We start from the raw sequence: 14,523 nt of genomic DNA on the forward strand, positions 1-14,523 counted from the left end.
GAAGGCCGCCTGATGGCGGCCTTCGTTTTTAGCGACGTCCCGATTCACATCGCGTGATCAACTCGCGTTTGTCATTCGCCGCTTGGCGTGGAGACAGGCGCGGGTACGGCGTCGTCCTGCATCAGATAGGGCGGCAGCGTTTCGTCCGGCGCGGAGGCATCCTTCTTCCGGCCCGCCTGGTTGATCTGGTAGTTGCGGCGCTGCAGCCACATGTCGCGGAACAAGGCGTACTCGTCCACCGCGCCCTGGTTGATCAACCCTTCGATGGGCAGCAATTTCGCGCGCAGATCGACCAGTTGCAGGCCCTGCAGGAACACCCGGGTCTTGTCGTCCTCGACGTATTGCACCGGCCGCAGGCGCGCGTCGCCGACCAGGCCGATCATGTCGCGCACCGTGCGCGGGCCCAGCAAGGGGAGTTCCAGATAGCGCGAGCGCTGCCAGCCCCAGACTGCCAGGGTCTGCCCGAAATCCTCGCCGCGCTTTGGCATCTTCGCCTTGGTCGCCACATCGAGCAGGCCGCCGATCCCGACCGTGCTGTTGAGCAGGAAACGACCGAGGGAGTTCGCCGCGCCGCGCGGATTACCTTGCAGCAGGCTGTTGACCAGGGTGACCGGCTGGCCCAGGTTGTCGAAGAAATTGCTGACGCCGGTCCGCAAAGGACGCGGTACCGCGGCGACGTAGGCGCGCGCCAGCGGCTTGGCCAATCCGCGGTCCACGGCCATGTTGAAGGCATGCACGCGGCGGTTGTATTTCTCCCACGGATCGTAGGCCGCGGGAGCGCCGAGGCTGCCGATCGGGGTGCCTTCGCCGCCTGCTTGTTGGCCGTAGATCGCGGCGAAATCGGCTTCGGCATCACCCGTCGTGGCGTCGGCGTCTTGCGACGGGGTGGCATCCGCGATGGCGGGTGTTGCCGGTGCCGGCGGTTCGACGTCGCCCGCAGCCGATGCCGCGGACGTGTCCGCTGCAACGACATCGCCCGCGATCACCGGCGCGTCTTGCAGCGTGGCGGTTTCCGCCGTGCGATGGCCGGTGGAGGCGCACGCGCTCGCAAGCGCGCACATCAGCAACAGGGCGAGGGAACGCAACCGCATCATCGGATCATCCTTTGCACGAACATCAGCGGCCATCATCGAAGGCAAGGGTGGGGCGCAAGCGATAGGCCGCCAGCAGGTCCGACATTCCGGAGGGAACCCCTTCGATGCGGGCATCCTGCATGCGTTCGGCCAGCGCGACCAGCATCGCCAGCCCCGCACTGTCGATCGCGGACACGGCGCTCACGTCCAGCACCCGTGCGCCGTCCGCCGCTGCGAGCGCCCGCGACCACGATGCGGTGGCGGCATCGCGGTCCAGCGCGCCGGACAGCAACAACCGTTCGCCGTCGCGCTGCACGCGGGCCGCGGCCGCGGTCACTTCGACGTCTTGCCCGGAGCGGGCGCGGCCTGCATGCGGCCGGCGCGCAGGTCGGCGGCGACCTGGCGGATCGACTTCTGGGTCAGCGGCGCGGCGAACTGGTTCTTGAACGCCTGCACGTAGGAAATGCCCTCGACCATCACGTCGAACAATTTCCATTGGCCGTTGACGTTGCGCAGCAGGTAATCGACCGGGATCGGCCCGCCGCCCTGGCGCAGCATCTGCGTACTCACGCGCACGCCGCGGCCGCCGGGCAACGGGGTTTCCGATTTCACCTTGACCTGCAACTTCGTATTGAAGTCGAGCAGCGAAGCGCCGTAGCGCGCGGTGAGGTTGTCGGCCATCGCCGCGGCAAAATCGGCCACGTCGGCGGGCGTTGCGCTGCGGCCATGCACGCCCAAGACCAGGCGGGCGGCGTAGTCGGAATCGAAGCTGCGGGTGAACTCGGTCTTGATGAACTGGTTGAGCGCGGCCGGATTGGCCTTGAACTCGGCGCGGCGGCTGTCCAGCGTGGCCAGCACGCGGCCGGCGCTGTCGACCACCACGCGGCTGGCGGCGCCCTGCTGCGCGGTGGCGGCAGGCGGCGTGACGGCACTGGCGGTGAACGAAGGCGCGGCGGCAAGCAGGGCGGCCAGCAGGGCGCTGGCAAGGAGATTCTTCATGGGGTCTGTCCCTCGGGGGCGGGCAGCGCGGCCGGGTCGGCGGGCGTCTGGGTGGCGGCATCGTCGCCGGATGCCTTGTCACCGCTGCTGAACATGTACTTGCCGACCAGCTGCAGCAGGTCGACGGCGGGTTGGGTGAAGGCGATCTCGTCGCCCGGCTTGAGCGATTCCGGATCCCCGCCCGGCGACAGGCCGATGTAGCTCTCGCCCAGCAGGCCGCTGGTGAAGATGCCGGCCGAGGTGTCGGCTGACAGGTCCTGGTAGCGGCCGTCGATCGACAGCGTCACGACGGACTGGAAGGTCTTCGGGTCGAGGTCGATCTTGCTGACCTGGCCGACCACCACGCCGCCGATCTTCACCGGTGCGTTGGCACGCAACTGGCCAAGCTGGGTGAACTTCGCCACCAGCGGATAGGTGTCGCCGCCAAAGCCGAACTGGCGGTTGGTGGACGCCAGCGCCAGCACCAGCAGCGAGGACAGCGCCAGCAGCAGGAAGGCGCCGACGGCAAATTCGAGTCGTGGTCCGCGGATGGCCATGGTCTTTATCTCTTGCTCAACGGAACAGCAGGGCGGAAAGGATGAAGTTGAAGACCAGCACCAGCAGCGAGGCATTCACCACCGCGCGGGTGGTCGCCACCGAGGTGCCTTCGATCGTGGGCTCGGCGTGGAAGCCGACATAGGCCGCCACCAACGCGGCGATGCCACCGAACACCGCCGACTTCAGCATCGACACGCCGAAGTCGTCCCACAGGTCGACGCTGCCGCGCAGGCCGGACCAGAAGCTGCCGTTGTCGATGCCGAGCACCTGCACCGCCTGGAACCAGCCGGCGCTGATCGCCAGCGACACGAAGATGCCGGCCAGCAGCGGCATGGTCAGCACCGCCGCCCAGAAGCGCGGCGCCACGACCTTGGCCACCGGATCGATCGCCATCAGTTCCAGCGCCTTGATCTGGTCGGTGGCGCGCATCAGGCCCAGTTCCGCGGCGATCGAGCTGCCGGCGCGGCCGATGAATAGTAATGCCGTCAGCACCGGCGCCAGTTCGCGATACAGCGAGAGGCCGAGCAGGGTCGACAGCGCATCGACCGCGCCATAGGTCGACAGCGTGCGGTAGCCCTGCAGGGTCAACACCAGCCCGACGAAGGCGCCGCCGACCGCGATGATCGGCAACGAACGCGCACCGACCTTGTAGATCTCGCGGACGAGTTCGGCCAGGAAGTCGCGGGTCGGCACCGAGCCCCGCAACATCGTCAGCCCGAACAGGCCGCCACGACCGATCGAACGAATGGATTCGGCGAAGGCCATCAGGCGGCCTCGCTGTAACTGCGCTTCGGCGCATCGAACGGAATCGGCCCATCCGGCTGGCCGTCGAGGAACTGCCGCACCAGCGGGTCAGCCGTCGACTGCAGCTCCGCGGGCGTGCCGGCGAACACGATCCGGCCGTTGGCGATCACCACCGCCTGGTCGCAGATCGGCAGGGTCTCGCGGACGTGGTGGCTGACGATGATGCTGGTCAGGCCCAGGCTACGGTTGAGCCGCTGGATCAACGCGGTGATGACGCCCGACGCGATGGGATCCAGGCCGGTCAGCGGCTCGTCGTACAGCATCAATGGCGGATCCAGCGCCAGTGCACGCGCCAGCGCGACGCGCCGGGCCATGCCGCCGGAGAGTTCGCGCGGCCAGGCATCGGCGGCGGCGCGCAGGCCCACCGCGTGCAACTTCATCCGCACCAGTGCCTGCAGCACCGGCTCCGGCAAGCGCGTATGCGTGCGCAGCGGCAGCGCCACGTTCTCGGCCACGGTGAGGTCGGTGAGCAGGCCGTTGCCCTGCAGCAGGACGCCGAGGCCCTTGCGCATCGCCAGCAGGGCGCGTGCGCTGCGCGGGATCGGGTTGCCGAACACGTCCAGCGTGCCGGACGCCAATGCCAGTTCGCCGGTCAGCGCCGCCAGCAGCGTGGACTTGCCGCTGCCGGAGGGGCCCAGGACCGCGGTGATGCTGCCCTTCGGTACCACCAGGTCCAATCCAGACAGGATCGTGCGCCCGCCCCGGTCTAGGCGGGCGGCCTGCAAACGGACGGCGGGAACGGCGGCATCGGTCATCGGGTGAAACGGGATCCGTTGGCGGGGTCGGTGCGGCATCGAAACGCACGGGATCGGCATGTCGACGTGCGCCGCGGCTGAACTGATTGGTACAGGAATGGTACCTGCCCGAGGCACGGGCGGCATCCCCAGCCTGAACGAAACCGGCGGCAAGGCGTCGCATCGCAGGCCCGCAACCGGTCGCAGCAGGCGCGACCCGCTCCGGCACAATGCGATGACCGATGACGCCCGCCCCTGACTTCCGCCTCTATCACGGCAATGCGCTGGACGTGCTCGCCGGCCTGCTGGCGGAAGCATTGCGCACGGACGTGCCCGGCCAATCGCTGCTGGCGCCCGACACGATCCTGATCCCGCAGGTGGCGATGCGGCGCTGGCTGCAGGCCAGCCTGGCCGCGCGCCACGGCATCGCCGCGAACCTCGAATTCCTCACCCCGGGCGAGTTCGTCGCGCGCGCGCTGGATGCCAACCTCGGCGCGTCGAAGGACGACCTCGACCTCGACACCCTGCACTGGCGCCTGCACGCCGCGCTGTCCGATCCCGCGTTGCGCCGGAAGCCGGCGATGGCCCAGCTCGCGGCCTATCTGGCGGAACACAACGGCAATCCCGATCCGCTGAAAGCGTGGTCGCTGGCCGGCGAATTGGCCAACGTCTTCAACAAGTACCAGGCCTGGCGTCGCGACTGGTTGCTGCGCTGGGACGGCGGTGCCGATCCGGATGATCCGCAGGCGATCCTGTGGCGCGCCGTCGCCAGCGGCCGCCAGCATCGTGCGCGGCGGATCCAGGACTACCTCGCGCGTTTCGCCGATGGCGAGGCGCTGCCGGCGGGATTGCCCAAGCGGCTGTTCGCGTTCGGCACGCTGAACATCTCGCCGGACGTGCTGCGCGTGCTGGCCACGCAGGCACGCGTCGGCACCCTGTATTTCTATCTGCCGACGCCGACCAGGCATTACTGGGGCGACCTGCGATCGCTCGGCGCGCGCCTGCGCGCGGGTGCGGCACCGTTCGGCGACGACGCACAGGACAACCCCTTGCTGCGCGACTGGGGCGCGGCCGGCAAGGACTTCATGGCCCTGCTCGGCAGCTACGAGGTCGTGCACCCTTCGGGCGAGATCGCCGCCTATGCCGATCCCGCGGAAGGCGCGAACGACGGCCTGCTTCAGCGCATGCAGGCGGACCTGTTCCATCGACGCGCGGAACCGTCGGGCCACAGGCGCGATGGTGTCGATGCCGGCGATCCCAGCCTGCAATTCCACGCCTGCCACACCCGACTGCGCGAACTGCAGGTGTTGCACGACCGCCTGCGCGCATTGCTGGAAGACGATCGCTTCGATCCGCCGCTGCAGCCGCGCGAGATCGCGGTGCTTGCGCCCGACATCGACCCGTACGTCCCGTATCTGGATGCGGTGTTCGGCGGGCATGGCGCAGGTAACGCGATCCCGTACGCGCTGGCCGATGCGAGCCCGCTGGCCGGCGAGCGCCTGGCCGATGTGTTCCTGCGCCTGTTGGCGTTGCCGATCGCGCGCTTCGGGCTGGAGGAAATGCTCGACCTGCTGGCCAGCCCGCCGCTGGCCGAAGCCGCCGGCCTGGACGCGGCCGACTTCGAACGCCTGCACGGCTGGCTGCATGCGGCCGGCGCGCGCTGGGGCCTGGATGCCACGCATCGTGCCCGTCAGGGCGCGCCGAAGGACGATGCCTATACCTGGCAGTTCGCGCTGGACCGCCTGCTGCTGGGTCATGCCAGCGGCAGCGACGACGATATCGTGGGCGTCGCACCTTGGCCGGAACTGGAAGGCGGCGCGCTGGACGCACTGGATGCGTTGCTGAAACTGCTGCGCGTGCTGGCCCGCCACCAGCGCGTACTGGGCGAAGCGATGCCGCCCGCGCAATGGCGCGAACGCCTGCTCGGCCTGCTCGACGCATTGCTGCCGAAGCCGCCATCGACCACCGGTGCGCAACGCGCGCTGGATCGCCTGCGCACGCTAATCGACGACTTCGCCAAACAAGCGCACAAGGCCGGCGTCGACACGCCGCTCGCCACCGAAATCGTGCGCGCGCACTTCACCGCAAAACTCACCGAAGCCGACACCCGCGCGCCCTTGCTCACCGGTGGCGTGAGCTTCGCGCGGATGGTGCCGATGCGCCTGTTGCCGTTCCGCGCGATCTGCCTGCTCGGCATGAACGATGGCGATTTCCCGCGCCGCGACAGCGTGGCCGGACTCAATCGCCTTACCGCCGAGCTCGGCACCGACCAGCGCCGCCACGGCGACCGCTCCACCCGCGACGACGACCGCTACCTGTTCCTGCAACTGTTTTCCGCCGCGCAGGACGTGTTCTACGTCAGTTGGCTCGGCGCGGATCCGCGCGATGGCAGCACGCGCGAGCCGTCCGCGTTGGTGAGCGAATTGCTCGCTGCCGCCAGCGCCTATCACGCGGTTCCGGACGCCGCGGAAAAACAACTCGTGCTGCGGCATCCGCTGCAACCCTTCTCGCCGGCCGCGTTCGGTGTGGGCGACGCGCGACGTTTCAGCTATCGCGGGCATTGGCATCCGGCTGCGGGTCGCCTGTCCGGCACGCGTGATCGCCTGCCGCCGTGGATGGATGTAGCGACGGCATTGGCAGCGCCGAGCGAACCGGACACCGAACTTTCGCTGGACGCATTGCGCCGCTTCCTGCTGGCGCCGGCCGAGCAGTTCCTGCGCCAGCGCCTGGGCCTGCGCCTGCCCGAGCTGGACGCGGCCGCCGAAGACATCGAACCGTTGCAGGCACCCGCACGCGGGCTGGATCGGATGGCACTGCAACGCGCAGTGTTCGACGGACTGCTGGAAGGCTACGATGCCGCGGCACTGCAGCCTGCCTTGCGTGCACGTGGCCTGCTGCCCTCGGGTCCGTTGGGCGCGCGCGGACTGGCGACAGTGATCCGGGAGGTCGCGCCGTATGCGCAGGCCTTCGCGCAGTGGCGAGGCGATGGCGAGGTCACATCGCATGCGGTCGAGGTCGACATCGATGGCCTGCGCCTGCATGGACGACTCGACGACGTCTGGCCGAACGGCATCGTGCGCCTGCGCTTTGGCAAGCCGAATGGCCCGTCGTCGATCCGCAACGGACTCGACTGGTTGTTGGCATCGGCGGCGGGTTTCGATGCGCCATTCGTCGAAGTGCATGACGATGTCGATGCCGGCATCGATGCGCATGTGCGCGCACCGATTTCACAACGCGATGCGATTGATGCGCTGCGCAGCTTGATTGCTTTGCGTCGAGATGGCCTGGAGCAGCCGTTGCCGTTCGCGCCGTACAGCGGCTGGGAACTGTTCGCGGCGCGGGACGATGTGGCGAGCGGGGTGAAGAAGGCCGCCGGCAAATGGCGCGGCAACGAACGGGGCTGGGCAGAAGGCGACAGCGACGCACTCCGCCTCGCCCTGCGTGGTCGCGATCCATTCGCCGACGCCGCGTCGCTGCACGACTTCGCGCGCATCAGCGGCATCGTCTTCGGCGCGGTCACCCACGGCATGCCGATGGCGATCGACCTCGGCGATGCCGCGTTGCCGGGCGACGATGCGGAGGACGCCGCATGAGTGACCTGCGCGATCCGTATCTCGACATCCCGCTCGATGGCGTGCAACTGATCGAGGCCAGCGCCGGCACCGGCAAGACCTTCACCCTGGCCACGCTGGTGACGCGGCTGGTGGTCGAACGCGGCCTGCGCATCGGCCAGATCCTGGCGGTCACCTTCACCGAGGCGGCCACGCAGGAACTGCGCAAGCGCATCCGCGAGCGCCTGCAGCTCACGCTGGATGTGCTCGATGCACCTGAGGCCGGCGGTGACAGCGCGGAAGCCGTGCTGACCCGGCAGTTGCTGGAATCGCATCGCGCGCGCAGCGACGAGGGCGAGGACTCGCTGCGCCGTCGCCTGCGCCAGGCCACGCTGGAAACCGACCTGGCCGCGATCTTCACCATCCACGGCTTCTGCGCACGCGTGCTGCGCGAGCATGCGCTGGAAAGCGGGCAGGGTTTCGATGCCGCCACCCTGCTGACCAATGACCGCGACCTGCGCGCGGAACTCGCCGCCGACCTGTGGCGCTTGCATGCGCAGGACACGGCCGGTGCGGATGACCTGGCCGCGTTGTGGTCGGGTGGCTTCGAAGACCTCGCGAAGGATTTGCCGGCATTGCTGCGCGAGCCGGTGCTGTTGCCGCCGATTGCCGACGAGAGCCTGGTCGCAGGCATTGAGGCCATGCAGCGCGACGTGCTGCAGGCGCAGGGTGCGCTGCAGCAGGCATGGCACGACCACGGCGAAGACTTCCTGGATGCGTTGGCCGCGGCGATTGATGCCGACGTGATGCATCGCGGGCAGTACAAGCAGACGTGGCTTGCCGACCTGCGCCAGTGGCTGCAGGCGTTCGCCCACGACCCCTGGCTGGCCGGCGCGCTGCACGCGAAGCTGGAAAAACTGACCGCGAGTGCATTGGTGGCAGGCACCAAGAAAGGCAACGCGGACAGGACGCCGACCTCTGCGCACATGAGCCGAGCGGTATCGCACTACCTGGATGCAATGCAGGTACTGGACGCCTTGCTCGTGCGCCGTCGCGGCAACCTGCTGCATCGTCTCCGCGATGATGCGCGCATGCGCCTGGCGCTGCTCAAGCGGCAGCGCCGCGTGCAGACCTACGACGACCTGATCGATGGCGTCGCCGATGCGCTGGCGCATGACGATGCGGGCACGCTCACGCGCCAGTTGCGCGCGCAGTACGCCGTCGCGCTGGTCGATGAGTTCCAGGACACCGACGCGCGCCAGTGGGCGATCTTCGACCGGCTGTTCGGCAGCGGGAGCGCGCAGCCCGCATTGTTCGTGATCGGCGATCCCAAGCAGGCGATCTACGGGTTTCGTGGTGGCGATGTGCACACCTACCTCGCGGCGGCACGGGTCGCCACGCCCGCACCCGCGCTGTCGCACAACTTCCGTTCGCGTCCTGCGGTTTTGCGCGCCGTCGCCGCGCTCTACCGCAATGCGGGCGATGCGGCCTTCATCGATCCGCGCATCGAATTCCGCGCGGTCGAGGCCGGCCACAAGCGTCGCGACGACGACTTTCTGCGCGATGGCCAGCCCGCACCCGCATTGACGGTCTGGCGTGCGCCCGCGCCACCGGTCGACGACAAGGGCAAGCAGAAGCCGTGGACTGCGGGCGAATCGCGCGAATTCGCCACCCATGCCTGCGCCGCCGCGATCCATGCGGTGCTGTCCGACGCCCGTGCTGGCAAGGCGCTGGTCGAAGGCGAACCCGTGCAACCCGGCGACATCGCGGTGCTGGTGCGTTCGCATCGCGAGGCCACGATGATCCAGCAGGCGCTGGCGCTGGTCGGCATCGCCGCGGTGGCGGCCGGCAAGCAGAGCCTGTTCGCCACCGGCGAAGCACGCGACCTGCACGTGTTGTTGCTCGCCCTGCTGCACAGTGGCGATGACGGCCGCCTGCGCACCGCGCTGTCCACCGCGCTGGTCGGCGTGGACGCACTCGGCATCGACAAGCTCGAGGCCGATGCCGACGCGCACCGCGACTGGCAGCAGCGCGCGATGGGCTGGCGCGAACGCCTGCTGCGCGGCGGTCCGTTGGCGCTCATCAATGATCTCTGCGCCAGCAATGGCGAACGCCTGCTCGGCCTGCTGGACGGCGAGCGGCGCATCAGCAATTACCTGCAGCTGGCCGAACTGCTGCAGGAAGCGCAGCGCGATGCGTTGGGCCTGCACGGCCTGGTCGACTGGCTGGGCCAGCGCATCGCCAATGCCGATCCCAACGACGAGGCGCAACTGCTGCGCCTGGAATCCGACGCGCGTCGCGTGCAGATCGTCACCCTGCACAAGAGCAAGGGGCTTGAATATCCGTTGGTGTTCCTGCCGTTCGTGGGCATCGGCGGCAAGCCGCCGTCGCCGGGTCGTTGTTGCGTGGTGCATGACGGTGCCAGCGGCCAGCGTCGCCTGCATTGGCACCTCGATGTGCCGGAAGCGGAATGGACCACTGCCAGCACCGCCTGGAAGGACGAGCAACACGCCGAGGACGCGCGCCTGCTCTACGTCGGCCTGACCCGTGCGGAGCATGCGCTGTGGATCGCCAGCGGTTATTTCTACAACGCCGACAAGACCGCGCTGGCGAAGATGCTGGGCGATGCCGATGCGCTGCGGGAGGCCGGCGTCGCGTTCGACACGACGCGATCACTCCAACCACTGCAGCGCCTGCCCGCCGAATCGGACGCCGCGGTTCCACCCGCGCGCATCACCACGCGCCGGCTCACCCACGACTGGTGGGTGTACAGCTTCAGCCAGCTGGCCAAGGCCGATGCCGGCATCGACACCGCGAGTGCATCGACCGTGCCGGCCAGCGGCGGCAACGACGAACCCGAGGCCGCGGACGAGGTCATGGTCGACGCCGCATTCGATCCGCGCTTCGCCGGCAACCGCTACGGCGTCGCCCTGCATGCCGCGCTGGAACATGCGGATTTCGCCGCCTGGCGCGATTGGCGGGCAGGCGATGCGGCGCCGAACGAGGAAGCGACGATCATCGCGGACGCGCTGGGCAAGGAAGGCTTCGCTGTAGACATCATCGATGACGGCGTCGCCCTGACCACGCAGTTCGTCGGACAGACGTTGACCGTACCGCTGCCGGAAGGCGTGCGCCTGTGCGATGTGCCTGCCTTTGATCGCCGACCGGAAATCGAATTCCAGTTTTCGCTGCAGCCGACGCAGGTGGATGCGCTGCTGCAGTTGCTGCACGCGCACGGCATCGTCAACGAGCGCCACGGCTTCGGCTTGCGGCAACAACTCGAAGGGCTGATGACCGGCCTGATCGATTTGACCTATCGGCACGACGGCAAGTGGTACGTGCTGGACTACAAGTCCAATCGCCTCCCCGGCTACGACCCCGGCCACCTGCAGCGCGCGATGGCGCACAGCGAATACGACCTGCAGGCGCTGATCTACACGCTGGCCCTGCACCGCTGGCTGCGCTTGCGCCTGCGCGACGGCTACGACTACGCCCGCGATTTCGGCGGCATCCGCTACGTGTTCTGCCGCGGGCTGGACGCGAGCCGCAGCGATTCGCCCGGCATCCACGCGCAGCGCTTCGCGCCGGAATTGGTGCATGCGCTGGATGCGCTGTTCGGCCATGCCGCCGGGGAGGCTGCCGCATGAGCCTGCTGCGTGCCCTGCAACAGGCCGGCGTGTTGCGCACCCTCGACGACGCGCTGGCGAACACCTTGCGTCGCCTCGATCCGCACACGCCCGACGACGTGCTGGCCGCCGCCGCACTCGCCTCGCTCGCCATCGCGCACGGCCATGCCGGGTTCGATCCCGCATCGCCGCGGCACCTGGTCGATGCCGATATCGCCTGGCCCGACGCCGATGCCTGGATGCAGCAGCTCGCCGCATCGCGTTTCGTCGCCACGCCGCAATCGGCCGATGACGAATCCGATACCGCGCCGCTCGTCCTCGAGAGCGGCCTGCTCTACCTGCGTCGCTATCGCGAATACGAGCGTCGCTTGGCGATGCAACTCCATCGCATCGCATCGCACGTGGTGCCGGACATAGGCATCGAGCCAATCGCAACGTTGTTTGCGTCACTGTTCCCGGACGCACGCGATGGCGACCACCAGGCTCGCGCCGCCGCGCTTGCCCTGCGCCGCGCCTTGCTGCTGGTCACCGGCGGTCCGGGCACCGGCAAGACCACCACGATCGCGCGCCTGCTGATGCTGCGCATCGCGCAGGCATTGCACGCGGGCCATGCCGCGCCACGCATCGCGCTGGCCGCGCCCACCGGCCGCGCGGCGGATCGCATGGCGGACAGCCTGCGTCGTGCCGTCGCGCAGATGGCAGGACTGGCCATCGATGCCGCATCGCTCGATGCGTTGCCTACGCAGGCCAGCACCCTGCATCGCCTGCTCGGGACCATCCCGGACTCGCCGCGCTTCCGCCACGACCACGACCACCCGTTGCCGTTCGACATCGTGGTGGTGGATGAAGCCTCGATGGTCGACCTGCCGCTGATGTGCAAGCTGGTCGACGCGGTGGCCGATGGCACGCAACTGATCCTGCTCGGCGATCCGGATCAATTGCCATCGGTCGAAGCCGGCGACGTGCTGGCCGCCATCCTCAGCGCTGCCGGCGATGGCGACGCATTGTCGATGGACGATGCCGCGGCGTTGCGTCCCCTGCTTGCCGATGTGCCGGTCGACGCGGAAGCCGACGGCTTGCGCGGCCATCGCGTGCACCTGCAACGCGGCTGGCGCCAGGACGAATCGCTCGACCTGGCGCCACTCGCCCAGGCCGTGCGCAATGGCGATGGCGCGGAAGCACTCTCGCTGCTGCGCGGCGGCGCGCTCGCCAACGTGCACTTCCACGAGAACGTGGAGGATCCGCTGCAGGCGCGGCCCGACCTGCTCGGCCACTTCCGCGCGCTGGCCATGCACACGGACCCGGCGCAGGCCTTGCAGCAGGCCAATCGCCTGCGCCTGCTCACCGCCTTGCGCGAAGGCCCGCAGGGCGCGCGCGGCCTCAACGCCCGCATCGAGTCCGCGCTGTCCGGCCGGCGCATCGGCAGCCCGCCCGCGTGGTTCCCCGGCCGCCTGCTGCTGGTCACCGAGAACAGCTACCGCCATGACCTGTTCAACGGCGATGTCGGCATCTGTCTTGCCGGTGCCGACGGCACCCCGCTGGCCTGGTTTGTCGATAACGGCCGCGGCGATGGCAGCAATGGCGTGCGTGCCTTCCATCCCGCCGCGTTGCCCGCGCACGAATCCGCGTTCGCGATGACCGTGCACAAGGCGCAGGGCAGTGAGTTCGACGCGGTCTGGTTGCAGCTGCCGCGCAGCGACAGCCGCGTGCTCAGCCGCGAACTGCTCTACACCGGCCTGACCCGCGCGCGCAGCGCATTGCATGTCGCGGGCAGCGCGGAGGTGATCGCAGCAGCGCTGTCACGCCATGCGCGACGGGTGTCCGGGTTGGCGTGGCGGTTGGGGGCTGCGGAGTGACGACGATCCCTTGATGGATCATGCCTCGGGGTTCATCGCCGCCAGCCGATTCGCTGCCTGCCTCAGGCCCTCGAAGATCGGCCTCGCCACCTCGTCGGGATAAGCTGCAGGCAGTCGTGCCTGCACCTGGGCGATGGCCGGCTCCATGCGGTCCAGCAGTTCCGCGATCCAGGGTTCGGCACCTTCCGCAATGCCGCACGCGCGCGCCGTGGCGTTCCAGTGTCGGCGGCGAATCCCGGTGAGATGGCGGTGCCGATTCTTGCCGCTTACCGACATCGCCAATGCGGCGTTGCGTGGATCCAGTTGCCCGGGGCCACGGCCCAGGATGGGATACACCGACAACACGTCATAGATCGGGGTCATGCGGAATCGCCCGCCCGGTTCGATGTGCACGCTGAAATTCTTCGCGTGCCCATCGGTGGCGGCCAGCATCCAGAACAGGAGTTGGGTCTTGAAGAAGGTGGCGCGGTCTTGCGGTTCAAGCGACTGCCGCAACACGTTCATGATCTGCACGATGCCGGGGCCGCCATCGCTTTCGTACTTGCGAGAAGGAGGCAGGCCGAACACCTGGCACATGTCTTCCTGCGGCAGCCGCACCCACCACGCGCCATCGCGCGACAGCCTGCGGTCGAATCGCTCCACGACCAGCACGCGCTGTTCCTCGAAGGTCTCCATCGCCGTGTTCGCGACGGGGATCCCGAATGCAGCCAGCAACTGCATGCACAGCCATTCGTTTTCGACCGAGCGCCCCATGTCGGCGCGCATGTTGCCGACCAGCCCGAGCGGAAGCTTGAAGATGTGGGTGCTGGGCGTGCTGCCAATCGGCACGCACCACTGTCCCTCATGGCGAAGCAGCCCGGTTTTTTCCTGCGCGCCGGCAATCGAGATGCGGAATTCGTCGTAGTCCACGGCCGGTTGCCCGGGCATGGGCCGCACGGTGACGCGACGGAGGACGCCGGCGACCTGGGCCTCGCTCAAGGGCGAAGACCGGATCGCGTGGACGTCGTCCGGGGTTCGCCCGTTCGGCAGCAACTGCACCGCGCCCACGCAGTCTCGGCCGATTTCCCGCAGCAGTTCGAAGGTGTCGGCCGAGCGCAGCCGGAACCGGTCGCGGATGCGGTTGCGGATCTCCGCGTTGTCCGGCAACAGGTTGTCGAAGTAATCGGACACCACGTGGCCGCGGTGGTCTTCGCCGGACGGCAGCAACGGCAGCGACAACGACAGCGGACGCGCACCCGGCGATGCCAACCAGGACGGCAGGTAGGTCAGGCGTGACCCTTGGGTCGTCTCCTGCCAGGAGGCGACCTCTTCGCCATTCATCCAGACGCGAAGCTCGGCCATGG

The 14,523-nt window shown here is 68.6% G+C and carries 10 protein-coding genes; 3 read left to right on the forward strand and 7 right to left on the reverse strand.

Going from position 1 to position 14,523, the window contains the following annotated elements; translation table 11 throughout:
- Nucleotides 1-71: 71 nt before the first annotated feature.
- From ACE3T8_RS00135 to ACE3T8_RS00160, 6 genes are read right to left on the reverse strand one after another with little or no spacing between them, the layout of a single operon-like run.
- Nucleotides 72-1,094, reverse strand: coding sequence for a VacJ family lipoprotein (locus tag ACE3T8_RS00135; RefSeq protein ID WP_374605803.1), 1,023 nt, complete (start codon nucleotides 1,092-1,094; stop codon nucleotides 72-74).
- Nucleotides 1,095-1,116: 22 nt separating this feature from the next.
- On the reverse strand, nucleotides 1,117-1,410 hold the full coding sequence (locus ACE3T8_RS00140) for an STAS domain-containing protein (RefSeq protein ID WP_374605804.1): 294 nt from the start codon (nucleotides 1,408-1,410) through the stop codon (nucleotides 1,117-1,119).
- Nucleotides 1,407-2,072 carry a phospholipid-binding protein MlaC gene (locus ACE3T8_RS00145; protein WP_374605806.1) on the reverse strand — a complete coding sequence of 222 codons (666 nt, stop codon included), beginning with the start codon at nucleotides 2,070-2,072 and terminating at the stop codon, nucleotides 1,407-1,409. Before ACE3T8_RS00145 ends, ACE3T8_RS00140 begins: the two co-directional genes overlap by 4 nt.
- Nucleotides 2,069-2,608, reverse strand: a complete 540-nt coding sequence (mlaD, locus tag ACE3T8_RS00150; protein ID WP_374605807.1) for an outer membrane lipid asymmetry maintenance protein MlaD — start codon at nucleotides 2,606-2,608, stop codon at nucleotides 2,069-2,071. The genes ACE3T8_RS00145 and mlaD overlap by 4 nt, the downstream gene beginning before the upstream one ends.
- Nucleotides 2,609-2,624: 16 nt before the next feature.
- On the reverse strand, nucleotides 2,625-3,374 hold the full coding sequence (locus tag ACE3T8_RS00155) for an MlaE family lipid ABC transporter permease subunit (protein ID WP_374605809.1): 750 nt from the start codon (nucleotides 3,372-3,374) through the stop codon (nucleotides 2,625-2,627).
- Complete coding sequence (locus tag ACE3T8_RS00160; RefSeq protein ID WP_374605811.1) at nucleotides 3,374-4,168, reverse strand: ATP-binding cassette domain-containing protein; 795 nt, start codon at nucleotides 4,166-4,168, stop codon at nucleotides 3,374-3,376. Before ACE3T8_RS00160 ends, ACE3T8_RS00155 begins: the two co-directional genes overlap by 1 nt.
- Before the next feature lie 221 nt (nucleotides 4,169-4,389).
- Between ACE3T8_RS00160 and recC the strand changes: the two genes are divergently transcribed.
- From recC to recD, 3 genes are read left to right on the forward strand one after another with little or no spacing between them, the layout of a single operon-like run.
- The gene (gene recC, locus ACE3T8_RS00165) at nucleotides 4,390-7,740 is read left to right on the forward strand and encodes an exodeoxyribonuclease V subunit gamma (RefSeq protein WP_374605813.1); all 3,351 of its coding nucleotides are present in this window, start codon (nucleotides 4,390-4,392) and stop codon (nucleotides 7,738-7,740) included.
- Entirely contained in the window at nucleotides 7,737-11,345 is a 3,609-nt protein-coding gene (recB, locus tag ACE3T8_RS00170) for an exodeoxyribonuclease V subunit beta (protein WP_374605814.1), read from the forward strand. The genes recC and recB overlap by 4 nt, the downstream gene beginning before the upstream one ends.
- Complete coding sequence (recD, locus tag ACE3T8_RS00175; RefSeq protein ID WP_374605815.1) at nucleotides 11,342-13,180, forward strand: exodeoxyribonuclease V subunit alpha; 1,839 nt, start codon at nucleotides 11,342-11,344, stop codon at nucleotides 13,178-13,180. The genes recB and recD overlap by 4 nt, the downstream gene beginning before the upstream one ends.
- 18 nt (nucleotides 13,181-13,198) lie before the next feature.
- Here the strand turns inward: recD and ACE3T8_RS00180 are convergent, their stop codons facing one another.
- A complete protein-coding gene (locus ACE3T8_RS00180; protein ID WP_374605816.1) occupies nucleotides 13,199-14,521 on the reverse strand; it encodes a type II toxin-antitoxin system HipA family toxin in 1,323 nt (440 codons plus the stop codon).
- Nucleotides 14,522-14,523: the final 2 nt, after the last annotated feature.

The sequence above is a fragment of the Thermomonas sp. genome (genome assembly GCF_041919455.1).
Classification (GTDB): Bacteria; Pseudomonadota; Gammaproteobacteria; order Xanthomonadales; family Xanthomonadaceae; genus Thermomonas.